This window comes from Erythrobacter epiphyticus, from assembly GCF_034653295.1.
Taxonomy (GTDB): domain Bacteria; phylum Pseudomonadota; class Alphaproteobacteria; order Sphingomonadales; family Sphingomonadaceae; genus Erythrobacter.
In genome coordinates, this window is sequence record NZ_JAYEEU010000010.1 from 45,024 (window position 1) to 67,319 (window position 22,296).

Consider the following 22,296-nt stretch of genomic DNA (forward strand, 5'->3'; position numbering starts at 1 on the left):
TCACTTCGAGAATGAGATGATGAAGCTGGGCCGGTGATCGCCGAAGAAGCAGAGGGTTACCGGGCGATCGCAACTGCGCCCCCATGCGAGCAAGCGCGTTAGCATCGCATCGCTGTTTTTCAGCAGGTTGAGATAGGCCGCCCCGCTTTGTCCGGGCTGATCGCCCTTCGAGACCGGCCAGGGCCCATGATTTTCGATGGTCACAGCATAGATCAGTGTGGCCCCATCGCTTTGGCCCGCCAGTTCGATGATCGCATCGGTCAAAGCGGCATCGCTGACATAACGGCCTGCTCCGGCAGGCGGCGGAGCAAAGGTCTCATCACCGATCAGGGCGCTGAAGCCAGCGCTGCGCATCAGCTGATCGCGTCCGTAGAACCGCAGATCGTGGGGATGCACGAAGTAACTCGTCCACTCCGCCGCATGGAGGCGGTTGGCGAGTGAATAGCTGACCTCGCGATGGGCGGTGAGAAAGGGATCAAAGCGCCTGAGCCCGATCTCATGTTCTTCGCGCCCGAACAGCACGCCATATTCGGTGCGCATGGTGTAAGCGCCAAAGCCTGATACGTGCAAACGCCCCGCCTGACGCGCAAGCCTGCGCGCCTCGGCCAGTCCGGGCAGCGACGGCGCGTCCGCGCCCCACAGATCGGCCGGATCGGTGAAGGATTCGCACTGGATGATGATCACCAGCGGCTTGCCATGCCCGGCGAGAGGTTCGGCATGGCAGGGATCAGGGTCCGGCAATGTACGCCAGCGCGCCCAATGCACCAGCAAAGCCGGGATCAGACCATGCGCGCGGGCATCGGCGTGAATATCAGGGTGCCGGGCTATCGCATCCCACATCGGGGCTGCCAGCAACAGGCGCAGCGCGAGCGCGGATCCTGCTGCCAGCACGATCCCTGCAAGGCGCGGCATCAGGTCGGGGGCGGAATAGAGCGCCAGCATCACCAGCAGCAGGATGATCCCGCACGCGATCACACCAACCTGCCATCCTCGCAAGGCGGAGAGATAGAAATGCGGATGCTTGAACACCGCCCCGATCAGCGCAAAGTCGCTGAAAACAAGAGGCTCGCCAAGAACCCGGTTCTTGATGTTCGAGACCAACGCCACCAGCGCAGCCAGCGCCACCACCACCACAGCCGAGGTCATCAGCGCCCCGGTTATCATCAGCGCCGCACCTAGCGTCACACCAGCCGCCGCCATGAGCACCAGATAGCCCGCGAGGCTGCGAGGCCGCCCTTCGCCGAAAGAGCGCGGATGACAGCATGCATCCGCGATCACAACCGCGATGATCAGGCCCAACCCGATAACCCCATCGCCGGAAGCAAGCAGCCCGCTTGGAAAATTCGGCATAGTCATCGCTTCTTCATGGCTTCGGCATAATCATGGCTGGCGTGCCCGGTACAAGGCTTGGGATCCCTTCGCTCGCAATCGACGGTGGTGGCTATGGCATACAATACGCAGACTTTACGCACGGCTTATGAGAGAATTCAGTGGGAGCGCAAAAAATTTCATGATCCCGCCATCGACAAATGCAAGTCTAACGAGCTATGCCGCTCAAAGAACAGCGGTGCAAGCAAAGCACAGCAAAACAGAAACTTGAACATTGCATGAATGCCTTCGTATCCCCTGGCAGCCCGATGGGGGGGCGCACCGCGGTCCCTGAGAGAAAACCTCTCGGGAGCCGCCGGGTCATGATGTTGCAAGGCATTATGGGGCCGTTCTTCCGCCGGCTGGCCATCGCTCTTGGCAATGCAGGGCACCAGGTATTCAAGGTCAATTTCAACGGCGGTGATCGCGCCTATTGGCGACTGCCCAACGGAATTGATTACCGCGGCACGCTGGAAGAATGGCCCGGCCACTTCGCGCAGTTGCTGCAAGATCATGCCATCACCGATATCATGCTGTTCGGCGACTGCCGCGACCATCACAGGGCCGCGCTTGAAATCTGCCGCGAACAGGGCGTCACCGCCTATGTGTTCGAGGAAGGCTACATCCGCCCTGACTGGGTAACGATGGAGCTCGGCGGCGTGAACGGGTACAGCACGCTGTCGCGCGATCCGGCGTGGTATCGCGCGCTGGCCGCGCAATTGCCGCCGATCCCGGAACATCGCAAGGTGTCATCCTCGTTCCCGAGGAGGGCCACCGAGGGCTTTATCTACAACGCGGCAGACGTGCTCAGCCGGTGGCGTTACCCCGGCTGGCAGAACCACCGCCCGTGGCACCCGGTGGTTGAGGGGATGGGCTGGGCCCGCAAGCTCAACCGCCGCAAGGAACGCCGCGCACAGGCCGAACAGCTGATCAACCAGCTGCTGGCAAGCAAGGCGCGCTATTTCCTGTTTCCGCTCCAGCTTGATTCCGATGCGCAGATCCGGCTGCATTCGCCCTTCGTGGGAATCGCCGAAGCGATGAGGCAGGTGCTTGAATCCTTCGCCCGCCACGCGCCCGATGATGTGCGGCTGGTGATCAAGGAGCACCCGCTCGACAATGGCGTGCGCGACTGGGAGCTTGATGCCAAGGATCTGGCCGAGCAGCTCGGCATCGCGGATCGCATTGATTATATTGCCTGGGGCGATATCGAAGCGATCAGCCAGCACTCGCTCGGTATGGTGACGATCAACAGCACCAGCGGCACTCTGGCGCTGGCGCAGACGATCCCGGTGGTGGTGCTGGGCACGGCGATCTACGACATGCCCGATCTCACCAATCAGGCGGGCCTTGATGCCTTCTGGCGCAATCCCGTGGCCCCCGATGCCAAGACCTTCGCAGCGTTTCGCAGGGTCTTGATTGACCGCTGCCTGATCCCCGGCGGTTTCTTTTCGGATGAAGCCCTCGACAAGGTCGTCACCCACGCCGTCGCGCGGTTCGAAGGGCGCGTATTGCTGCCCGATTGATCGGCAGGCCTGCGGGCAAAGGAACGCCGCGCCGATAGAAATGCTGATGGCCGAATACCCTGTGCAAGTGCTACCAAGGCCTTGCTCTGAGGGGGGCTCTATTGATGCAAGATACTCTAACCGTCACTTTCCACGGTGCGGCGCAGACTGTCACCGGCTCGTGCATGGCCTTCCATGCAGGCAGCAGCACCGTGCTGGTCGATTGCGGGATGTTTCAGGGCTCGCGCACGCTGGAAGCGCTCAACCACGAGCCGCTCCCCTTCGATCCGGGCGATATTGACGCGGTCATCCTGACCCATGCCCATATTGATCACAGCGGCCTCTTGCCCAAACTGGTCGCGCAAGGGTTCTCCGCAACGATGTGGTGCACGCAGGAAACGATCGATCTGCTTGAACACATGCTCGCGGATTCCGGGCGCATCCACGAATTCGAGGCCGAACGCCGCAACCGTCGGCGCGACCGGGCCGGCGATGATCCATTCATTCCGCTCTACACCGAACGCGATGCCTTGCGGGCGTGGGAGCGTTGCCGCGCCATGACACTCCAGACATGGTTCGAACCCGCGCCCGGCTTTCGCGCGCGTTTGTGGAATGCCGGACACATCCTCGGTTCTGCCTCGGTCGAACTCGAAGCGGCCGGCACGCGAGTGATCTGTTCGGGCGATATCGGGCCTGCCAGCAAGGCGTTCTACGCCGACCCTGAAAGCCCGTCCGGCTTTGATCATGTCATTTGCGAGGCGACCTATGGCAATCGCGAAAGGGAAAAGGTCAGCATCGCAGAGCGCCGCAGCCTGCTCGAAGCCGAAGTGCTCGCCGCCCGCGCGCGCGGCGGGAATCTGGTGATCCCGATCTTCGCGCTCGAACGCACGCAGGAATTGCTGCTCGATCTTGATACGCTGATCGATGCGGGGCGCATTCCGGGCACGCAGGTGTTCGTGGATTCGCCGCTCGCCAATCGCATCACCGGGGTGTTCGCGCGCTATGCCAGCGAATTGGAGGACACCGGACGGCACAACATCTTCGATAATCCGGCATTCCACTTCGTCAGCGATGTCGCGGAAAGCATGCGGCTCAATTCGGTCACCGGCGCGGTGATCATGGCCGCATCGGGCATGTGCGAGGCGGGGCGGATCCGGCATCACCTGCTCAACAATCTGCACCGGTCGCGCTCGACCATCCTGTTCGTCGGGTTTCAGGCGCAGGGGACGCTGGGGCGGGTGATCCTTGAAGGGGCCAAAACCGTGCGGATTTCGGGCAATGATGTGCGGGTGCGCGCGCAAATCCGGCAGATTGACAGCTATTCCGCCCATGCCGATCAGACCGAACTGGCGCAATGGATCGCGGCCCGGTTGCCGATCGCAGGTTCGCTGTTCCTTGATCATGGCGAGCCCGAGGCAGCCGAAGGCCTGCGCCGCGTCTTGCAGGCCCAGCAGCCGGAACTGGACGTCCGCCTGCCCATGATCGGCGAACGATACGCGCTGCCATCCGGCGGCAAGGCACGCCGCGAGACCACGGGCCGGATCGACCTGCCGCTCGCCAAGGGGCGGGACTGGCAGAACGCCTATGCCGATTTCGCAACCTCGCTCAAGGCGCGGCTGGCACGGCTGCCCGATGATCGCCAGCGCGAACAGGCGCTGCAGGAATTGCAGGCCGTTCTCGCTGCCCACGATGCGCGGACATAGCATCATTTCGTCCCGCAATCGGGGTGATCCCCGACGGCACGCCTAAGGTCGCGGGTGCCGGATCAGCCACGGGATGGCGGGATCGTTTTCGGGAGTGCAAACCGGGGACAGCGCACAGGCTGCCCCCGCCCATCCAGCATCAGAAGCGGTAGGTCGCAACCGCCTTGATCGACTGGACGTTGAATTCGTCATTCACGCGCAGGAAGTCGACGCCCCCGGCAAGAACGAAGGGATTGGTGGCCCCGGCCGTGCCCTGCCCCACTCGCACCAGCGTTTTGTCATCATTGTAGCCGGTGTAGAGATATTCGAGGCCAAGCGAGAACTTGCTGCCGATCTTCTGTTCGATCCCGGCACCGACCTGGAAGCCCCAGGCGTCTTCATCGGCGATCACCGTGAACGAGTTCGCCGTGTTGCTCGAGACGTGCGATTGCTCCATCTTGGCATAGGCCACCCCGCCCGTTGCATAGAGCAGCGTGTTCTTGGCCGCGACGACCCCGGCGCGCAGACGCAGGGCTGCGGTGAAGTCGATTTCCCGGGTCATGGTGTAGAACGCGGGGGTGGTGCTGAACGCCGAGACACTGTCCCGCAGATCGGCGGTGCCCAGCTCACCCACCACGCCGAGCACGAAATTGTTCATCTGGCGATCATAGCCAAGCCGCGCCTGGAAGCTGACCCCGTCTGAATCATCGCGGCAGTTGGTGTTCTGCGGCGAAGTGGCCGCGCCTGAACAGAATCCCGGCGAGAACGCATTTGCGCCCGCAGCCGTGGTGACGGTTTCGCCGAAAGTGCCGTTCGAGCCGCGGTCAAAGGAGATTTCCTCGCCATCATCATTGGCTTGGAAATCATAGCCAACCGACACGCCGGCATAGAAGCCATTGAACCCGTCCTGAGCCTGAGCAGGCGCAGCGATCACCACCGCAGCGACAGTCGCAAGTGCAAATTTCTTCATCAAAAACTCCCATTATAAGGTCGTTAGCTTGTGTTCTCATTTGTGAGAGCCTCTGCTGGTGGCATCTTGACGGCCTGTCTCGCCGCGATGGCCGACATATGCCGGCTGGCAGCAAAACGGGCGCAGTACGCACCGGACGCGGGCGTGTGAGCCCGAGCCTCCCGGTTAAGCTACGACGATGTTGAAACGATCAGATGCAGCGGGTTTCAGATCGCAGAAATTTTTCCCATCGCGATCGGCGTGCTGCTCGGCGCGGTGTGCGGCGCGCCGCTTGCGGTCTCGAGCGAGACGGCCAGAATGGCCCCATCGACAACCAGCGGGCGCAGGCTTTCGGACAGCGCAACCCGCGTCGTGCCCTCGGGAGAAATGAGCCCGAGCGAACGCGGCACCCCATCACCGGAGATCACCCACAATTCTGGGACCAGCTCGCTTTGCGGCAAGGCCACGGCACGAATGGCCAGCGCCCCGCCCTGCGTATCGAGATTGGCGGCGAGCAGCGTGCCATCCGTGCCGGAAAGCTGCGCAATCACCACCGGAGCCGTCGTCTGCGGGGTTTCGCGCACCGCCGCCGAATTGAAGATCGCAACCGCCGCCAGACCGGCCGCCAAAGCGCCGGCGAGCACCGTCGCACCCTGCCAGATCCGGATTTTGCTCACCTCTTCGGCGCGCGGCTGCGCATCAAGGCGCGCTTCGATCGCAGACCAGAGGTTGGGCGCAGGCGCCTCAGCAAAGCCCTCTCCCAAAGGATCAAGCTGTGCCTGCCATTGCCGCACCGCCTCGGCGAAAGCGGGATCGGAAAGCGCATGGCGCAAGGCCTCGGCCCGCTCCTCGCCCTCCAGCACGCCGAGCGCGAGTTCTGCCGCCATCGCTGCCATTTCGGGTGTCAGCTTGCTATCCACTTTCGAGGCATCCCCGCAACTGCTGCAAACCCCGGCGGATCCAGCTCTTGGTGGTCCCCAACGGAACCTGCATGATGCTTGCCAATTCCGAATGGCTCGAACCGTCAAAAAATGCCAGCCGAATTGCGCGCTGCTGGTTGGCAGGAAGCGCCTCGAGGCAATCGAAAATCAGGGCGCGTTCCTCGCCCTCGGCCATCGCTTCCATTGCTTCGTCGATTTCGGCGCTGCCCGGGGTTTCGGGATCGGCGACCGGCAGCACGAGCGTGCCGTGCCTGCGCACCCAATCGATCGCAGCATTTCTGGCAATCGCGCACAGCCACGTGATCGGGCTGGCGAAGGTGCGATCGAACCGACCAGCGCGGTTCCAGACTTTCAGATAGACATCCTGAAGCACATCTTCCGCCGCCTCACGGTCACGGGTGATGCGCAGACAAACCCCGAAAAGCTTTGCCGACGTGCGATCATAGACCGCCGCCAGCGCCTTGCGATCACCACCCGCCACGCGTTCGAGCAGACCCGACAATTCTGATCGGCGGGCTGTGGCAAGATCTGCGTTGGACATGTCCTCCGCGTTATCGGGCGGATGCTTGTCTAGCAAGCTGGAATAAACAAACCCGCCCGCAGCCGCACGGTTTCTTGGCGAATAGTTGGCTCGCCACCCCACATATCGGTGAGGCAGCGCAGGAAATACAATCGTACGATTATCGGCCAAGATGCTTATCGCGCCGCATCGGAGCGCAAGAATTCAATGATTTCTTTGCGCTGCGCGGGATCTTGCACCGCAAGATACATTTTTGATCCCTTCACAAGCTTCTGCGGACCTTGCAGCCACAGATCGAGCGTTTTAGCATCCCACGTAAGGTTGGCCGCGCGCAAGGCGGGCGAGTAGTTATAGCCCGCAAGGCTGGCGGCCTTGCGCCCGAACACGCCCTTATGCGCCGGGCCGGTCTTGCTGGCGGCGATGCTGTGGCAACTCCCGCACTTGATCTGGTAGAGCCGGGCGCCTTCCATCGCTGGCGGTGCGGCCGCTGCCGAACCGCTTTGCGCCCGGCTGGCGGCCACGGGCAACGCGGTGGCGGCCAGGCTGGCCGCCACCACAAGCAATCCCGATGCGCCTTTGGCGATCATGCTCACTTGTCGATGATGTCGCGGTGCATCGGCGCAAGCGCTGCGATGAGCCGGTTCTGCGCGGCGAAGGGCACCTTCATCGCGTTGAGCGAACGCTGAAGCTCTTCCACGAGAGCATAGAACGCCGCTTCATCGACATTCATGCCGCGGTGCGCTTCCGCCATCGTGCGCCCCGAGTACTCGCAAGGACCATTCATGATGACGCAGAATTGCTCGACCAGCTGGAGCTTGATCCGCTCCTGATCGGAATTCGCGAAGAACGGCCGGGTGCGGCTATTCTGCAACCAGCGCGGCATCACATCGTCCATGATCTTTGTCAGACCGTCGCGACCGCCGAACTGTTCGAACAGGGTGGTGCCATCGGTGATCACCGGCAAGGTCGGCGCACTCGGCTTGATCGAAGGGTCGGAGACCGCCGGCTCTTCGGGAGCCGCGAGCGCCGGTTGTGCTGTCACGATCAGGGCGGCAGCGCAGTATGAAAGGATGTTTCGCATAAAATCTCCTTGAGCAAGTAGGCGGTTAGAAGCCGATCTGGATCGAAGCATAGGCCCCGTCCTGACGGCGCAGCGCGATCTGGCCGAGACGGGCATAGGCTACCGTCAGCGAGACATTCCGGTTTAGGGTGTAGGCCGCAAAAATGTCCCAAGCATCCTCTTCGCGGAACGAGGTGCCACCGAGCGCGCCTTCAAGGCGGTTTGACTTGGTCCGGTATTCGCCGCCAACGGCAAACTTGCGGCTGAGGAGGTAGGCCACCGAACCTTCGAACTGGGCTTCGTAATCCTGGTTCTGCCCGCCAAGGCCGCCAAACCCGAGGATCCCGAACTGGTTGGCCTTGGTCAGACGCACCGTGGCGTTCAGCAACAGGCTCTTCGAGAGGATCAGCTTGGTGGCCGAGGCATAGATATCGACGCCTTCGCGTTCGAGACCCAGCGCCCCTTCGACAACGCCTTCATCGTCGTTGATCTTGTACTGCACACCCACCGCAACCTGCGGCAGCAGGCTATCCTGCTCCAGAATGGCATCGCCAAACAGGCGCACCTTGGCGCCAAGGATCGTCTGGCTGATGGTGTAACGGTTGCCGAGGTTCAGGGCATTGCCGACTTCGCGCAGGTTGAAGTTCTGCCGGGCCACCGAGAGTTCGACCCGGTTGGCAATGTTGAAAGCCGCGCCATAGGAAGCGAGGGTGAAGTCCTTGGTGTCGACGCCCGTGGCATAGGCGCTGACCCCGACCTGATCGCGCGTGCCATAGCCGCCGATCAGCGCCCACGGGACAAGACCGCCGCCGCCGGCCCCTTCGATGGTCGACACCCCGCCCGTCAGCAGCAGACGGCCGCCGCTGGGAAGAAAATCTCGGCGGCTGGTGGTATCGTCCATGACTTCGACGGGCGCATCAGCAGACATTTGCACCGCAACAGCAGTGCTTTCACTTGCACTTTCGTGTACTGCGGCAGTCTCGCTTGTGTCATTGTTCTCATTCGCATGAGCGGTCGACGTGAGCCCTGCTGCGGCGACAGCCATTGCAACAATGTTCGCGCCTGTCATCGATTGCGACAACTTTGTCATTACCGTTTCGCCCCCTTAGCGTTTGCTGGTTTCGGCGGTTGCATTCTTGCGACCGGGACAGTTTGAGCTACGCGGCACTTTTCGCGATTGGATGCACGGCGGCATCGGACGCAAAATTTTTCCGGAACTGGGGTTCTTGCGGTCAGGCCTCGGCAATAGCCTCAGGTCTTCACTCCGCCGCACATTCAAGCGCGGCAGTCGTTACGGTTGTAATGCCGTAGTCAGCTACGGCGCCATCCAGCAGAAGAACTGGGTTGGAGACACAGCCCCGATCGCGCGATATGGCCCCACCATGGCCCGGCTGCTGCTGTTCAACAAACCCTTCGGCGTTCTGTCGCAATTTACCGACCGCGGTTCGCCGACGGCGCGCGCGACCTTGTCAGACTACATTGCGGTGAAAGGCGTCTATCCTGCCGGGCGGCTCGACCGCGACAGCGAGGGCCTGCTGTTGCTGACCGATGACGGACGCTGGCAGGCGCGCATCGCCGATCCGCGCTTCAAGCTGCCCAAGACCTATCTTGTGCAGGTTGAAGGCGATCCGCAGGAAGCCGCCCTCGCGCGCTTGCGACAAGGCGTTGAACTCAAGGACGGCATGACCTTGCCCGCCGAAGTCGCCCGCATCGACACGCCGGAGCTATGGCCGCGGGATCCGCCGATCCGCGTGCGCAAGTCTGTTCCCGATAGCTGGCTCACCATCACCATCCGCGAAGGGCGTAACCGGCAGGTGCGCCGGATGACAGCGGCAGTGGGCTTGCCCACTCTCAGACTGGTGCGGTGGTCGATCGGCGATTGGACTCTCACCGGTCTCGCGCCGGGGCAGTTTCTGGATCTATCCGTATGAATTATCGTCATTCCTTCCACGCTGGCAACAGCGCCGATGTGGTGAAGCACGCGCTGCTGATCGCGCTGGTGCGGGCCTTGCAGCTCAAGGAGGGCGCGCTCACCCTGATCGACACCCATGCCGGCTGCGGGCTCTACGACCTGTTTGGCGATCAGGCCCAGCGCACGGGTGAGGCATCGCAGGGCGTGATGCGCGCCTTTGCCGATACCAATCCCTTGCTCGATGACTACCGCGCCGCTGTGCAAGCGGTGAATGACAGCCCCGAGCCGCGCCTCTACCCGGGAAGCCCGCGTTTTCTCGCGCAGCTCTTGCGCCCGCAGGATGCCCTGATCCTCAACGAGAAGCATCCCGAAGACGCGCTGGCCTTGCGCGGCGCGATGCGCGGCACGCCCGCAGCCATCCATCAGCGCGATGCCTATGAGCTGTGGCTGGCGCTGCTGCCGACCCGCACCCCGCGTGGGCTGGTGGTGGTCGACCCGCCCTACGAACAAACCGACGAGCGCGCGCGGATCACCGCCACCCTCGCCGCCGCGCACCGCAAATGGGCACACGGGGTGACAGCGATCTGGTATCCGCTGAAAGACCGCGCGACCCATGTGCAGTGGAAGGACAAGCTGCGCCGGCTCGCCATCCCGAAATTCCTCAATGTCGAGCATTGGCTCTACGATACCGATCAGCCGGGCCTGTATAACGGCGCTGGGCTGTTTATCATCAACCCGCCTTACGCCTTTCAGCAAGCCCTGCCGCCGCTGCTCGAAGCCTCGCGCGCCGCGCTGGTGCCGGAAGGGCACAGGGGCCGGATCACGGCGGATTGGCTGGTGAAATAAAGCCCCCTCCCCCTGCCGGATGAAATCCCGCACAATGTTGAAATGCCGAGACTGCCCCGCTTGGCGCAAACCGAAGTTGCTATATAGTATCCGCCACAGTTGAACGAAGGGATGCGGGGCGATGGTGGGGGACGCGGGCGCAGACGAGGCCGGGATTATTCCGGGCTGCTCGGTCTTCATCAGCTATTCGCGTGCCGATCTTGCCCGCGCCCGCCCGGTAATCGCCCTGCTTGAAGGGGCCGGCTTCGATGTCTGGTGGGACGGTCGGCTTGAGGGTGGGGAGAATTACCTCGTCACCACCGAAACCGCGCTCGAAAGCGCGGATTGCGTGCTGGTGCTGTGGTCGCAAACCTCGGTTGCCTCGCACTGGGTGCGCGACGAAGCGCAGCGCGGGCGCGAGCGCGGCTGTCTGGTGCCGCTATCGCTGGATGGCACCATGGCCCCGCTCGGCTTCAGGCAGTTCCAGCTGCTCGATATCACCGGCTGGTCGGGCGATCCGGCAGCGAGCGAGGCAGCACGGATCATTGCCGCGGTCAGGAACCGGGCTGGCGGGGCCGAGGCCGCCCCATCAGGGCTGACCATCGCGCCCGCAACGCTTGCTCCGCCACCCAAGCCGGGCGTTGCCCTGTCCCGCCGCACCGCGCTGATCGGGGGCACCGGATTGGCGGTCGTCGCTGTGCTCGCAGGGGGATGGGCCACCGGCCTGTTCGCGCCAAGCGCGGCCGGGGCGGTCTCGATGGTGGTCTTGCCCTTTGCCAACCGCACCGGAGATGCCGGAAACGCATGGTTTTCGGACGGTATTTCCGGCGAATTGCGCGCGGTGCTGGTGCGTAATCCGCGCCTGCGGGTTGCCGCGCCGACCTCGTCCGCAGCGCTCGTCGGGGAGGATGATTTCGCCATCGGACGCAAGCTCGGCGTCGATCATATCCTGCGCGGCACGGTGCAGCGCGATGCCGAGCGCGTGCGGGTGGCGGCCGAACTGGTCGAGATCGAAGGCGGGCTGGTGCGCTGGGCCGAAAGCTATGACCGCGCGCTGGCGGATGTCTTTGCGCTGCAATCGGAGATCGCCGAAACCGTGGCGCTCTCGCTCGTGGCTGAGATCGCCTCCGAAGACGAGGCCCGCAGCAGCATTGCCCAGCAAGTCGCCATCGGCGGCACCAATGTGCTGCCCGCTTACGAGGCCTTCATGCGCGGGCACGCCTTCTATCGGCTGTCTTCGGGGATCGAGAGCGACCGGCAGGCGCTTGCCGAATTCGATGCCGCGATTGCCGCTGATCCGACCTATGCCGCCGCCCATGCCATGCGCGCGACGATGCTTGCCAGCATTGCAAATGCTGCCGACACAGCCGCCGAGGTCAGATCAGCCAACGCCGCCTCGATCGCTTCGGCCAAGCGCGCGATTGCGCTGGAAGAGCGGCTGGCACAGGGGCATCTCGCGCTCGCCTTTGCACTCAACAACGGCCAGCTGGATCGCGCCGCCGCGCTGCCGCACTATCAGGCAGCGGAACGGCTCGCACCGGGCGATGGCGATGTGCTCCGCAATGTCGCGATTTTCTATTCCTACGGGGCTGAGCAGGCGCCTGCGGCAAAGGCCATCGCCAAAGCGCTCGAACTCGATCCCTTGAACCCCCGCGCCTTTCGCACGGCAGGCTTCGTTGCCCTGCTCGGGCGCGATTACCCGGCCGTCATCCGTCATATGGAGCGCGCGCTTGCGCTCAACCCTGAGCTCGTGAGCGCGCATTTCGCGATTGCCAATGCCCGGCTGATGCAGGGCGATGCGGCAGGTGCGCTCGCCGCAGCCAAGCAGGAGCGTGCGCCGGTCTTTGCCCTGACCGCAACCGCTATCGCAGCGCACAAGCTTGGCGACAAAGCGGCGGCGGATGCCGCGCTTGCAGAGATCATCGCCGATTATGCCGGTGCCGGGCTTTATCAGCTCGCCCAAGTGCGAGCCCAGCGCGGCGAGACAGCGGCGGCGCTTGAACTGCTGGACCAAGCCTTTGCGGCGCGCGATCCGGGCCTGCTGTTTGCCCGCAATGACCCGCTGCTTGATCCCTTGCGCGGCGAGCAGGCCCTGACCGATTTGCTATCGAAGCTGGGGTCGTGATAGTCTGACGCTGTTGCCCATGTCGGGCGACGTAAGGGGGAAGTCCGATGAAGAAACTGGTGACGTTTGCTGTGGCTTCGGGCGCTGCGCTGCTGTTGATGGCTTGCGGCAACAAGACCGAAGAAGCGCCGGCCGAAGAAATGGCCCCGGCCGAAGAAATGGCCCCGGCCGAGGAAATGGCCCCGGCTGAAGACGCCGCGCCTGCCGAGGGTGCGGAAGCCGCGCCTGCGGAAATGTCGCCAGACGACAAGGCCGCAGCGGAAGGCGCCGAAGGCGTTGATCCCAACAACAATCCGGTTGGCATGTAAGTCTGAAAGTCTGCGCCACGCGCGCAGCATAAGGGGCGGCTTGCAGGTATGGCGAGCCGCCTCTTTCTTTGTGTGCGGCGCGTCAGCCTTGCTGATCGCAACCGCTGGCCAGCCCATCACCGCGACATGCGCATCTCGCGATCAATCCAGTCGCGCACCCGGGCGACGCGGGCATAGCGGCTCGGCTCGCCGGTCGCGCCGCATTTGCGTCCTCCGCTCAGCACCCCGATGACGGTCGGCAGCCTGCCCGGATCGCTGAAGATCACCAGCGGCCCGCCACTGTCGCCGCGGCAGGCCTGCCCCTGATCGCCCCCGCCTGCACACAGCGCCACACCCAGCAACCGGCCGCGATACTTGGTGATGGCCTCGCATTCCGCCGGGGTCACCAGGCCCATGCGCACACCGCGCAAATGGTCCGTGCTGCCGCTGCCCTCCGCCTCGGTCCAGCCCCAGCCATAGGTGAATACCGGCGCGCCGCCGCGGATCGGGCGTTCATTCATCGCCAGCGGATCGATGCGGATGCGGCTGATCGGATAGGTGGTGGCGCTGCGCTGCCCGCCGCGCTGATCGAATTGCACCAGCGCGATGTCAAAAGCCTGGGTCAAAGGATTGTAATCGGGGTGCGGCATGGTGCGGATGATGCGGTGGGTGATCCCTTCATCCGCGCGCGGGTTGAAGACACCAAGCCGCAGGCTGTAGCCCTTACCATCAATCCGCGTACCCCGATCCCACAGGCAATGGGCCGCAGTCAGCACCCAGCCCTCGGCGACCAGTGCACCGCCACACAGCACGCGATCCGCCGCGGACAGGACCGCACGATTGGCCCCGACGGCATCACGCTCGGGCCGCCACAGCAACGCCTGCCACGGCGCTTGGCCGGGGCGCAGGCGCTGGCCGAGACGGATCCGCCGCACGAGATCACACAGCGTGTCGTCATAGGTCCCGCCGCGAAACGCAACCGTGGTGCTGGTGCAATCCCGTGCCCGGTTGGCCAGCCGTTCGGCCTCGCGTCTTTCGGCGGCGATACGTTGCTGCTCGGCCTCTTCCTCGGGCGTGAGCGGCGCGGTATAGCGGCTGTCGGCAGCAAGCAGCGGGGCTTCGGGATCCTCCGCCACCAGATCATCTAGATCGGCGCAAACCCCATGATTGCCGCGCTCGCATTCGCTTGCCAGCAGGGCGTAGCCGCGGCGGCGATCTTGCTGCACGCCGTTCCCATCAAGCAGGCGGCGACCGAGCGTTTCGCAGGCGAAGGCCCTCCCCCCCGTGCAGCCGATCGTCCACCAGCGCTCGGTCTGAAGAGCGCCCAGCGCCCGGTCGGGCTGTGCCGTGCCCAACGCCATCGCGCCGGCGTCGTAACAGGCTTCGGCTGCGCCCAGCTCGCAGGCTTTGCCGAGCAATTGCAGCGCTTCGCCGGGCGCGTTGAGCGGCGAGGTGACATCAGCAAGGCTGTTGCCCAAAGCCGCGCAATCGGCTGCCACGCCGCGTTCGCAGCTTTCGGCGCGGCGGGGACGCGCCCGGATATCAGCCGCTAAGGTGCAAAAGCGCGCCTCGAGATCGCAGGCGCGGTCAAACAGGACTAGCGCCGCGCTGCGGTGCTCGGGCAGGCCGGTTTCTTCCGGGAAGACGAGCAGGCCAAGTTCGTGGCAGGCCTCGCTGTCCTCGGCGCGGCAAGCCCAATCGAGCCATTCCCGCCGGTCCTCAACCGGTTCACCGGTGGCGGTCTCCCCGATCAGGCGCGGAGTGAGCAGGATGCGGCATGCAGCCCCCTCGCCCGAACGGCACTGGGCGCGCAAAGTTGTGAGCGCCTGTGTGCGCTCCGCCGGGTCGCCGGGGGTTTCCAGCGCGTTTTCGAGCGCACGTTCGGCAAGGCTGCGGCATGCGGAAATGCCGCCTTTGGCGCAAGTTTCGCGGCGGAGCGCAGCGGCAGCCGCCGTATCGGGAGAGGTTTGCCCATCGCCTCCTTCCAAGCGATCAGCCAAGCGGGTGCAGGCATCGAGCGCGCCGAGATCGCAGGCGCGGCGCAGGGTGCCGAGCCCGGCCTTGCGCATTTCCTGATCGGCAAGCGAGGTTTGCAGCACGCCGAGCCCGTGACAGCCTTCGGCCGCGCGCGCGCGGCACGCCTCGTCAAGCAGGATCGCGGCGACGGGCCGGTTTTGCGGGCGCCCCTCCCCGAACAGGAAGGCTTTTCCCAAGTCGGCGCAAGCCGCCTGATCGCCCGCAGCACAAGCGGTTTCGACGGCATCGGCACGGGCTTGCTCGCGGGCACGCAGGAAAGGGGTTTTGTCCGGTCGCGCACGCGGGATACCGCTGGTTTCCGGAAAGACTGCGGGAAAGGGAGGCGATCCATCGGCCGCAGCAGCAGGCGGTTCTTGCGATACGCCGTGCGCCGCAACAGGCACAGCCAGCACGCCCACCAGCGCCAACCACACGCTAGCCCCAAACCACGCCAGTCTGCCCATCGCCTTGCCCCTCCCCCTCGCCCATTCATGCGCTTCGCGCGTGTCGGCGTCAAATGGCGGATTGGGCTCTTGTAAGCCCCGGTCAGGCCGCGTTACAGACAGGCCTATCGCAGCCCGCGCGGAATTGAGCGGCGAGGAGATTTTCTGAATGCCCGCCCCTTCTGCGAAGCCTGCCGCCGCTTTCACCAGCCCGGCAAACTGGAAGCCGCATCTCGCGCTTGGTGTGACCGGGCATCGCTCGGGCAATCCCGCCTTCGACCAGAACCGCGCTGCGATTGCGGAAGGGCTGGCGGCGCTGTTCAGCGAGATCGAGCGCATCGCGGCCACGCTTGATGGCGAACGCGCGCTGCCGCGGCTCTACAGTCTGCTGGTCGATGGGACGGATCAGATTGCAGCGGAACTGGCGCTCGCGCGCGATTGGGAACTGGTGGTGCCACTGCCCTTTGGCGAAGGGCTCAATCTCGCCATCAACGCGCATCCAACCACCCCCGATGATGCTGCCGCGCTGTGCCGGGGCCAGCCGGCGAGCGATCCTGCGGTTGAGGCGCGCGCCTGCGCGATCCGCGCTGTCACCTCGCGCGCGCTGATGTTCGAGCTGGCAGATCGCGACGCCGAGATTGAAGCGCTCTGGCTCACCAGCCTCGCCGCGCCGGAGGATCGCGCCGCCGCGCGCGCTTTCGAGGCCGCCGTGTCCGGTAATGTCGCGCTCGCGGGCCGCGTGATCATCGAGCGCACCGATCTCGTCATCGCGGTGTGGGATGGCAAGGTCGCCAATCTGCCGGGCGGCACCGGCCACACGGTGACGGCCGCGCTGGCGATGGGCACCCCGGTCCTGGTGCTCGATCCCGCCGCGCCGGGCCATTGGTCGATCCTCACGCGGCCCGAAGAGCTCGGCCATCTCGGCAAGAACCCGGGCGCGACTGATCACGATCGCCTTGCCGCGATCATCCGCGCCGCGATCCTTGTCGACGGCTGGAACCCGGCCTTGCTCGAACGCGAAGTGTGGCGCGCGCAAAGCACGCCCCTGTTTGGTCTCTATCGCCGGATCGAGCGGATGTTCGGTGGTGGTTCGGGGGCTTTTGCTTCAACCCGCGTCACCTACGAAGCGCCCGAGGTGATTGCCAGCGGTAGCGGCGCGCGATTGGTCGCCGCCGCTGCCGCGCTGCCCGGCGGTGATCCGGCTGTCGCCACACAGCTCGCGGACGAAGTTCTGCCGATGTTTGCCTGGGCCGATGGCATCGCCAGCCGCCACGGCGACGCCTATCGCAGCGGCATGTGCGTCAACTTTGTGCTGGCGGCGCTGGCGGTGATCGTGGGACTGGCGTTTCTTCCGGCAGGGCTGAGCGAGCTCAAGTGGGCGTTTGCAACAGTCGAGTTGCTGCTGCTCGCCGGGATCCTTGCCATGACGGTAGCGGGATCACGGCGCGGCTGGCACCGCCGCTGGTTTGAACTGCGCCGCGTGGCCGAATATCTGCGCCACGCTCCTGCGCTGCTGCTGCTCGGCGTGGCGCGGCCGACGGGCCGCTGGCCGCGCTCGGGCGTGGGCAGCCATGCGCAAGGTAGCGGTCAAGGCGCCAGCGACGATCATGCTATGGGCAAAGGTGACGGAGACACCGTCTGGCCCGAACATTTCTCCCGCCATGCCCTGCGCGCCATCGGGCTGCCGCGCGCGCGGCTGACCCGCGACTATCTGCGCGCTGGCCTTGCCGAGGTCGCGCTCCCGCATGTCACGGCCCAGCGCGCCTATCACGAGGCCAAGGCGCGGCGACTGGAGACGGTGCACCACCGGCTCGACCGCTCGGCCGAGACCTGCTTCGTCCTCGCGGTGGTGGCGGTGCTGGGTTACCTGGTGCTCAAGGCGGCAAGCCTTGGCGGGATGGTGCCCGCAGCTTTCGTCACAGACGCCTCGCCGCTGTTCACTGTGCTGGGCGTGGCCTTCCCGACGCTGGGCGCAAACCTTGCCGGCATCCGTTATTTCGGTGATTTTGAACGCTTCGGCGCGATCTCGCGCGTGGCGGCGGAAAAGCTGCGCGAGATCGAGCTACGCATCGGCATGCTACTTGACGGGTCAGAAAGCGCGCTGACCTATGCTGCCGCGGCTGATCTCATGCACGCGCTCGATGAAGCCGTGGTGGACGAGATCGCCAGTTGGCAATCGGTATTTGGCGCCAAGCACCTCGCGCTCCCCGCCTGACATGCCCCCTTGCGGCGCTGTCAATCTCACGGCGGGCGTTCTGTGCTGGGCAGGGCTTTCCTCAATCCGCTGGGGGAGGTGGCCATCGCCAAGATGTGCGATGACACCCGCGCCTACGCGTCGAGAATGGTGCGGATGGCTTCGGCCAGTTCTGTCCGGCGATAGGGTTTGCCAATGAAGTTCATCGGATTGTGCTGGCGTCGTTCCCGCATCAATGGGTCTTCGCTATAGCCCGATGCAAGCAAGACTTTCAGCCCCGGGTGCTGCTCCAGAACCGTCTCGGCCAATTGCCTGCCATTCATGCCGCCCGGCATCACCACATCGGTAAAGAGCAGATCGAACGGCGGGCTATCCGCGATGATCTTCAGCGCTTCTGCCGCCGATCCCGCTGCCACGGTCTCGTATCCCAAACGGGCCAACTGCAAGACGACGTTACGCCGGACCAGATCATCATCCTCGACGATCAGAATGCGCTCGGCCCCGCCAACGGGCCCTTGCGGCTTAAGCGGTGCGGCATGCTGGACGTCCTGCGCGTCGCTTGCCGGGAAATAGAGCGTGACAATGGTGCCTTTCGCCAGCTCGGACGTGATCTCGGCGAAGCCGCGCGATTGGCGGACAAACCCCCAACACCATCGAGAGGCCAAGACCCGAACCTTTGCCAACCTCCTTGGTGGTGAAGAAGGGCTCGAAGGCCCGCTCCATATCCTGCGGCGGCATGCCGCAGCCATTATCGGTGACACTGATGATCACATAGCGATCGCCCGTGAAGCCTTCCTGACGGCGGGGATCATCCTCTTGCATCAGGACGTTCGCAGCCTTGATCACGATTTCACCGCCGTGTGGCATGGCATCGCGTGCATTGATGACAAGGTTCAGGAGAGCATTTTCGAGCTGACCCGGATCAAGCTCGACCGGCCAGACATCGGGATCGGCCGTAAGCGTAATCGTGATGTTCGGGGTGATGGTGCGGCGGATCAGCACCTCCAGACCGGCCAGCAAGCCACCGAGATGAAGCTTGACGGGCGACAAGGTCTGCAGCCGCGCGAAGGACAGCAGCCTGCTGGTGAGCATGGCGCCGCGCTCGGCCGCCTGCAGCGTGGCCTCAGCCAGCCATTGGGCATTCGCATCCGCGGCATGGAGTTGCGACAATTCCTCGGCATTGCCGATGATGATCGTCAGGAGATTGTTGAAATCATGCGCCAACCCGCCTGTCAGCTGGCCGACGGCTTCCATCCGGTGCGCCTGTTGGAGCTTCTTTTGGAGCGCATTGAATTCCGAAACATCGGTGGTGCTGCCGATGATCCGGCAAGGCTTTCCCGCCTCATCATGCAGGATCATTGCCCGCTCGATCACGTCGACAAATCGACCATCGGCGCGCTGAAAGCGGAATTCGCACAACCATGTTGTTTTGCCACTCTCGATCGCGGCGCGCAGGCTTTCGGCAACACGCGCGCGGTCATCGGGGTGGATCCAGTTTTCGCGGGCGTGCAGATCTGTCGCGAAGGCGCGCGGATCGTAGCCCTAGGCGTTGCGCAATTTGTCGTTCCACCACACCCGGCCTTCGGCAAGGTCCATGTCGCACACCAGATCATCGGTCGCGAGGCTCAAGAGGCGGAAGCGTTCCTCGCTCGCGCGGATAGCCGCAGCGCTGCGTTCGGTTTCCTCGGCCAGCGCGGCGCGCTTGATTTCCTGATCGCGGTGCCGCGTGAACAAATCGATGAACGCCACAGAAGCATAGTAGCTGATCGTGTAGGACATCACGGCGGCGATACCGATCGGGTCGCGCAGATCCACCATCATGAACAAGAGCATCGGCGCCGGGCCGATGCTCACCAGCACGCCGATCTGTTTCTTGTAGAAGCCGAAATTGGTGAAATGGTGGAAGACAAGCAGCGGAAAGAACCAGGCCATGTAGGGCAAAGTGCGGAAAATCACGTCGGTGGAAGCATAGGCAATGATCGCCCCGGCATTGAGATGCAGCAGATAATAAATGGTGAGGCAGCCCGTGATCACACTGGTGGCCATCGCCGGCCGGATGGATACGGCGATCAGCAGGCCGCCGGTCATGATGGCGGCGAGGATCAGCAACCAGGATTCCCACCCCGCTATCTTGCCGAGGCCGACAGCCACAATCGTTCCGAGCATGGCGCCGGAAAACGCGATGATCAGCGATAGCTTGACCGCACTCTGCGCGAGCCTTTCGCGATAACTGAGCCGGCTGATGTCTGTATCATTCATGCCAGAGCTGCCCTTGAGGTGACGCAGTCATCATTTCATAAAGCAACGTTCTAACATTTTGGGATAACCGGCACAAAACCGTTACAAGCCCAACCGCGCGCCCACTTACAGAAATCCTGACAGTCCCGTAGCACCGACGATGCCAAAGTCGCGATGCTGGCGATCAATGTCCGACCGCCCTCGGACTATCTGTTCGCACAACAAGGGTACGACAGCCACGCCTTGCGCTGTTGGCTGCTCGACCACGGCACCACACCGATGATCCCTTCAAGGTCCAACCGCAAGGTCCAGATCTCGCGCACTTGGCAGAACTACCGCCAGCGCAACTTTGTCGAGCGTGTGCCTTGCCGGTTCATGGACTGGCGCCGCATTCGCCGCACTTGTCACGTGGCGGCTCCGATGAGTCAGGATGTTAGCGACTTCCATCGTATGCTTGATGATTTGTTAACCTCATTTGGTTTAATCCCAGCCTGGCGATTAACCAAAAATCTACCAGACCCAAGCGGAGACCCACGAAAATGAGTAAAAATTTAAAACTTGCAGTAATCATGTTTGCGACTGCATCCACGATTTCGACCGAGGCTCATGCAGAGTCACGTTTTGTGACCGGAACGGCCAGCCCGCTAACGGCAACCGCAAACCTTGACTTCACAGTGACCATTCCGCGGTTCGTTTATGTCCGGATCGGGACCGGAACGGATCGGGCCAACAACACGACCGTCGACAACCTTGTCTTCAACGTACCGGCAGCCAACGTTGGTGACGGCACGTCTATTGCAGGTACTGGCGGTGATTTGACCGGTGGGCAGGTTACAGCGCGTGTGCTTGGGAACAATGGCACGATCGCGTTCAGCTCGACTACGCTGGGGCCGCTCAACAACGGAGCTGGTGATACCATTTCTTGGTCGCAGATGAACGTTGCGGTCACAGCCAATACCACTGCTACCGCACTCGCTCACCCGACGCTGGTTGATGCAGCGACCACTAGCATCAACCTGACCCCCACGAGCGGCACAAGGGTCACCAACCTCGATGCACGCTGGACTTTCTCGTACCGTAACCAAACCATCGTTCCTGCGGGCACTTATGGTGGAGTGAACACGCAGAATGGTCGTGTGACCTATGCCGTATCGATGCCCTGACTGGATTGACCGGGCCCCAGCGCAAGCCCCCGCAGCTCCGCTCAGCGAGCACGGGTGGCCTTGGCAGCTGGTGTAACCATATTTCTAAGTGGTGTGCCATATTGGCGCCCGAATAATTTACCATACCTCAGGCCTTAAACTGACTTACTGTCGCCCGTTTTACCAAAGCGGAGCCACAGGAGGTATGAGGCGTGATGCGATGGCCAATAGCAGCGGCAGTTGTTCTGGGTGCCGCCCTTGCATCGGCCATCGCACCACTAGGCGCGCTAGCCGGATCGAGGTTCGAGACAACTCCGACCCCAAGCGCTGAAACGGCTGCAAACTTGGATTTTTCAATTGTCGTTCCCAAGATTGTTTATCTCGGCCCGCTGAGGGGCGATGATGACAAAGACGCGGCACGCCCGTTCGCCTCAGGAAAATCTGTGCGTCTGAAGGTTCGTGAGCCGTACACCGCAATAACCAACGTTGGCACGATCGTCTTCTCGGCTGCAGAGCAGGGCCAGATACGACCCCCAGAAGCGGGTGACGCGAACGTGCGGCGTGAACCGCCAACGAACCGGGTATATGTGGTAGCCATCCCTTGAAATAAGGGCCAGCGTGCGCAAAACGCCTGTGGTGTACTTCACCAAGGGGGGGCGACCGCAGTGATCGAAGGGGCTCAGAGGCGGAAACAACAGACCACGGGGAAGCTTTACCTTAGCGACAAAATCGCAAGGCGAAGCGCTATCATAGCAGCTGGCTTGTTATGCGCCTTTGGAGCACAGACCGCCCACGCCTATGTCATCACCATAACAGCGGGCCCACGCTCGATTTATCTGCAAGTGGGGGCTGGCGGGTATGCTGGCACCTATTCGTCGGGCGGCACCCCCGGCAACAATGCAACAATCAATGTTGTATCTGTGAGTGTTCCAGCGGCAGTTGTCGGCTCGGGCGCAGCTCAGGCAATGACCTCGAACAGTAACGTTGCGCAGAGCCCGATTGACGGGTTCGTTTTCTGCAACCCTCCAACGCAAGTGTACATAGGGGCGTGGTCGCGACCTGGTTCAAGGCCAGGTGTCGCCACCCTTACGG

Annotated in this window: 20 protein-coding genes and 1 pseudogene; 10 read left to right on the plus strand and 11 right to left on the minus strand. The window is 63.4% G+C overall.

Annotation, left to right across the window (positions count from 1 at the left end; all coding sequences use genetic code 11):
• Positions 1–1,350 (minus strand): LTA synthase family protein, encoded by a 1,350-nt coding sequence (locus SOQ14_RS13420; RefSeq protein WP_322898633.1) that lies wholly within the window; start codon positions 1,348–1,350, stop codon positions 1–3.
• Between the two features lie 341 nt (positions 1,351–1,691).
• Between SOQ14_RS13420 and SOQ14_RS13425 the strand changes: the two genes are divergently transcribed.
• Positions 1,692–2,891, plus strand: coding sequence for a capsule polysaccharide biogenesis protein (locus SOQ14_RS13425; protein ID WP_322898634.1), 1,200 nt, complete (start codon positions 1,692–1,694; stop codon positions 2,889–2,891).
• A gap of 104 nt (positions 2,892–2,995) precedes the next feature.
• A complete protein-coding gene (locus tag SOQ14_RS13430) occupies positions 2,996–4,573 on the plus strand; it encodes an MBL fold metallo-hydrolase (RefSeq protein WP_322898635.1) in 1,578 nt (525 codons plus the stop codon).
• Positions 4,574–4,712: 139 nt separating this feature from the next.
• On the opposite strand, the gene SOQ14_RS13435 is transcribed toward SOQ14_RS13430, so the two are convergent.
• From SOQ14_RS13435 to SOQ14_RS13460, 6 genes are all read right to left on the minus strand, one after another.
• The gene (locus SOQ14_RS13435) at positions 4,713–5,522 is read right to left on the minus strand and encodes an outer membrane protein (RefSeq protein ID WP_322898636.1); all 810 of its coding nucleotides are present in this window, start codon (positions 5,520–5,522) and stop codon (positions 4,713–4,715) included.
• Positions 5,523–5,728: 206 nt separating this feature from the next.
• A complete protein-coding gene (locus SOQ14_RS13440; protein ID WP_322898637.1) occupies positions 5,729–6,421 on the minus strand; it encodes an anti-sigma factor in 693 nt (230 codons plus the stop codon).
• Positions 6,414–6,983 (minus strand): sigma-70 family RNA polymerase sigma factor, encoded by a 570-nt coding sequence (locus tag SOQ14_RS13445; protein ID WP_322898638.1) that lies wholly within the window; start codon positions 6,981–6,983, stop codon positions 6,414–6,416. The genes SOQ14_RS13440 and SOQ14_RS13445 overlap by 8 nt, the downstream gene beginning before the upstream one ends.
• Before the next feature lie 155 nt (positions 6,984–7,138).
• The gene (locus tag SOQ14_RS13450) at positions 7,139–7,549 is read right to left on the minus strand and encodes a c-type cytochrome (protein ID WP_322898639.1); all 411 of its coding nucleotides are present in this window, start codon (positions 7,547–7,549) and stop codon (positions 7,139–7,141) included.
• Positions 7,550–7,551: 2 nt separating this feature from the next.
• On the minus strand, positions 7,552–8,004 hold the full coding sequence (locus tag SOQ14_RS13455) for a group I truncated hemoglobin (protein ID WP_322898640.1): 453 nt from the start codon (positions 8,002–8,004) through the stop codon (positions 7,552–7,554).
• 64 nt (positions 8,005–8,068) lie between these two features.
• Positions 8,069–8,950, minus strand: coding sequence for a DUF3034 family protein (locus tag SOQ14_RS13460; protein ID WP_322898641.1), 882 nt, complete (start codon positions 8,948–8,950; stop codon positions 8,069–8,071).
• Positions 8,951–9,404: 454 nt separating this feature from the next.
• Here SOQ14_RS13460 and SOQ14_RS13465 point away from each other — a divergent pair, with 454 nt between their 5' ends.
• From SOQ14_RS13465 to SOQ14_RS13480, 4 genes are all read left to right on the plus strand, one after another.
• Entirely contained in the window at positions 9,405–9,953 is a 549-nt protein-coding gene (locus SOQ14_RS13465) for a pseudouridine synthase (protein ID WP_322898642.1), read from the plus strand.
• Positions 9,950–10,780: a 23S rRNA (adenine(2030)-N(6))-methyltransferase RlmJ gene (locus SOQ14_RS13470; RefSeq protein WP_322898643.1), complete on the plus strand. Its 831-nt coding sequence runs from the start codon at positions 9,950–9,952 to the stop codon at positions 10,778–10,780. The genes SOQ14_RS13465 and SOQ14_RS13470 overlap by 4 nt, the downstream gene beginning before the upstream one ends.
• Before the next feature lie 121 nt (positions 10,781–10,901).
• A complete protein-coding gene (locus SOQ14_RS13475; protein WP_322898644.1) occupies positions 10,902–12,884 on the plus strand; it encodes a TIR domain-containing protein in 1,983 nt (660 codons plus the stop codon).
• A 47-nt stretch (positions 12,885–12,931) separates the two neighbouring features.
• The gene (locus tag SOQ14_RS13480; protein WP_322898645.1) at positions 12,932–13,192 is read left to right on the plus strand and encodes a hypothetical protein; all 261 of its coding nucleotides are present in this window, start codon (positions 12,932–12,934) and stop codon (positions 13,190–13,192) included.
• Positions 13,193–13,308: 116 nt separating this feature from the next.
• Here the strand turns inward: SOQ14_RS13480 and SOQ14_RS13485 are convergent, their stop codons facing one another.
• Complete coding sequence (locus tag SOQ14_RS13485) at positions 13,309–15,651, minus strand: trypsin-like serine protease (protein ID WP_322898646.1); 2,343 nt, start codon at positions 15,649–15,651, stop codon at positions 13,309–13,311.
• Positions 15,652–15,799: 148 nt separating this feature from the next.
• Here SOQ14_RS13485 and SOQ14_RS13490 point away from each other — a divergent pair, with 148 nt between their 5' ends.
• Positions 15,800–17,845 (plus strand): hypothetical protein, encoded by a 2,046-nt coding sequence (locus tag SOQ14_RS13490; protein ID WP_322898647.1) that lies wholly within the window; start codon positions 15,800–15,802, stop codon positions 17,843–17,845.
• Positions 17,846–17,958: 113 nt separating this feature from the next.
• Here the strand turns inward: SOQ14_RS13490 and SOQ14_RS13495 are convergent, their stop codons facing one another.
• From SOQ14_RS13495 to SOQ14_RS13505, 3 genes and pseudogenes are all read right to left on the minus strand, one after another.
• The gene (locus SOQ14_RS13495) at positions 17,959–18,489 is read right to left on the minus strand and encodes a response regulator (RefSeq protein WP_322898648.1); all 531 of its coding nucleotides are present in this window, start codon (positions 18,487–18,489) and stop codon (positions 17,959–17,961) included.
• Positions 18,490–18,532: 43 nt separating this feature from the next.
• A pseudogene (locus SOQ14_RS13500) lies at positions 18,533–19,354 on the minus strand (two-component system sensor histidine kinase NtrB); the annotation flags it as partial.
• Positions 19,355–19,366: 12 nt separating this feature from the next.
• A complete protein-coding gene (locus SOQ14_RS13505) occupies positions 19,367–20,083 on the minus strand; it encodes a hypothetical protein (protein WP_322898649.1) in 717 nt (238 codons plus the stop codon).
• Between the two features lie 153 nt (positions 20,084–20,236).
• Here SOQ14_RS13505 and SOQ14_RS13510 point away from each other — a divergent pair, with 153 nt between their 5' ends.
• The 3 genes from SOQ14_RS13510 to SOQ14_RS13520 all read left to right on the plus strand — a co-directional run bounded on the left by SOQ14_RS13510 (position 20,237) and on the right by SOQ14_RS13520 (position 21,809).
• On the plus strand, positions 20,237–20,605 hold the full coding sequence (locus tag SOQ14_RS13510) for a hypothetical protein (RefSeq protein WP_322898650.1): 369 nt from the start codon (positions 20,237–20,239) through the stop codon (positions 20,603–20,605).
• A complete protein-coding gene (locus tag SOQ14_RS13515; RefSeq protein ID WP_322898651.1) occupies positions 20,602–21,225 on the plus strand; it encodes a hypothetical protein in 624 nt (207 codons plus the stop codon). Before SOQ14_RS13510 ends, SOQ14_RS13515 begins: the two co-directional genes overlap by 4 nt.
• Before the next feature lie 323 nt (positions 21,226–21,548).
• Entirely contained in the window at positions 21,549–21,809 is a 261-nt protein-coding gene (locus tag SOQ14_RS13520; RefSeq protein WP_322898652.1) for a hypothetical protein, read from the plus strand.
• Positions 21,810–22,296: the final 487 nt, after the last annotated feature.

Bases quoted from the DNA above. Each gene is read 5' to 3' on its own strand.
- SOQ14_RS13420 (WP_322898633.1), bottom strand. From the start codon at position 1,350: ATGCCGAATTTTCCAAGCGGGCTGCTTGCTTCCGGCGATGGGGTTATC.
- SOQ14_RS13425 (WP_322898634.1), top strand. From the start codon at position 1,692: ATGATGTTGCAAGGCATTATGGGGCCGTTCTTCCGCCGGCTGGCCATC.
- SOQ14_RS13430 (WP_322898635.1), top strand. From the start codon at position 2,996: ATGCAAGATACTCTAACCGTCACTTTCCACGGTGCGGCGCAGACTGTC.
- SOQ14_RS13435 (WP_322898636.1), bottom strand. From the start codon at position 5,522: ATGAAGAAATTTGCACTTGCGACTGTCGCTGCGGTGGTGATCGCTGCG.
- SOQ14_RS13445 (WP_322898638.1), bottom strand. From the start codon at position 6,983: ATGTCCAACGCAGATCTTGCCACAGCCCGCCGATCAGAATTGTCGGGT.
- SOQ14_RS13450 (WP_322898639.1), bottom strand. From the start codon at position 7,549: ATGATCGCCAAAGGCGCATCGGGATTGCTTGTGGTGGCGGCCAGCCTG.
- SOQ14_RS13460 (WP_322898641.1), bottom strand. From the start codon at position 8,950: ATGTCTGCTGATGCGCCCGTCGAAGTCATGGACGATACCACCAGCCGC.
- SOQ14_RS13465 (WP_322898642.1), top strand. From the start codon at position 9,405: ATGGCCCGGCTGCTGCTGTTCAACAAACCCTTCGGCGTTCTGTCGCAA.
- SOQ14_RS13470 (WP_322898643.1), top strand. From the start codon at position 9,950: ATGAATTATCGTCATTCCTTCCACGCTGGCAACAGCGCCGATGTGGTG.
- SOQ14_RS13475 (WP_322898644.1), top strand. From the start codon at position 10,902: ATGGTGGGGGACGCGGGCGCAGACGAGGCCGGGATTATTCCGGGCTGC.
- SOQ14_RS13480 (WP_322898645.1), top strand. From the start codon at position 12,932: ATGAAGAAACTGGTGACGTTTGCTGTGGCTTCGGGCGCTGCGCTGCTG.
- SOQ14_RS13485 (WP_322898646.1), bottom strand. From the start codon at position 15,651: ATGGGCAGACTGGCGTGGTTTGGGGCTAGCGTGTGGTTGGCGCTGGTG.
- SOQ14_RS13490 (WP_322898647.1), top strand. From the start codon at position 15,800: ATGCCCGCCCCTTCTGCGAAGCCTGCCGCCGCTTTCACCAGCCCGGCA.
- SOQ14_RS13505 (WP_322898649.1), bottom strand. From the start codon at position 20,083: ATGAATGATACAGACATCAGCCGGCTCAGTTATCGCGAAAGGCTCGCG.
- SOQ14_RS13510 (WP_322898650.1), top strand. From the start codon at position 20,237: ATGCTGGCGATCAATGTCCGACCGCCCTCGGACTATCTGTTCGCACAA.
- SOQ14_RS13515 (WP_322898651.1), top strand. From the start codon at position 20,602: ATGAGTAAAAATTTAAAACTTGCAGTAATCATGTTTGCGACTGCATCC.